The organism is Alcanivorax sp. HI0044 (genome assembly GCF_001634945.1).
Genome location: NZ_LWEZ01000249.1, coordinates 1 through 468, shown reverse-complemented (window position 1 = coordinate 468; position 468 = coordinate 1). Strand labels below are relative to the sequence as shown.

The following is a 468-nucleotide window of genomic DNA, read 5'->3' as shown; positions in this document are numbered from 1 at the left end:
TGTAATACCGCCTGGTAGAGGAACGGCTTACTGAGCACCGTATCACGATGTTCCAGCAATACTTGCAGCAAACGGAATTCGGTATTGGTGAGGCCCAGATTCGTGTGCCGATAAAGCGCCACCAGGTCATGGTCACGCAGCACCAGCTTGCCCACGGATTCCAGCCCTTCGTCTTCCGGTCGGACACGTTCCAGCGCCACCCGGCGCAACACCGCATCCACCCGCACCGCCAATTCGGCCATGCTGAACGGCTTGGGGAGGTAATCATCCGCCCCGTTGATGAGGCCTTGAATGCGCGCCTGTTCATCGCCCAACGCAGACACCACAATCACCGGCACCGGGCTTTGCTGACGCAGGGCGTTAAGCAACTCGAGCCCATTGAGTCCCGGCAACAGGATATCCAGCAACACCAGGTCATAATCGCCGGAGGCCGCAGCCTCCAGGCCCGCAGGCCCATCCGAACACTGC

The 468-nt window shown here is 60.3% G+C and carries 1 protein-coding gene; it reads right to left on the bottom strand.

The window, feature by feature from the left end; genetic code table 11:
• A partial coding sequence (locus A3730_RS03155) for a response regulator transcription factor (protein ID WP_156500843.1) occupies window positions 1-468 on the bottom strand: 468 nt, incomplete at both ends.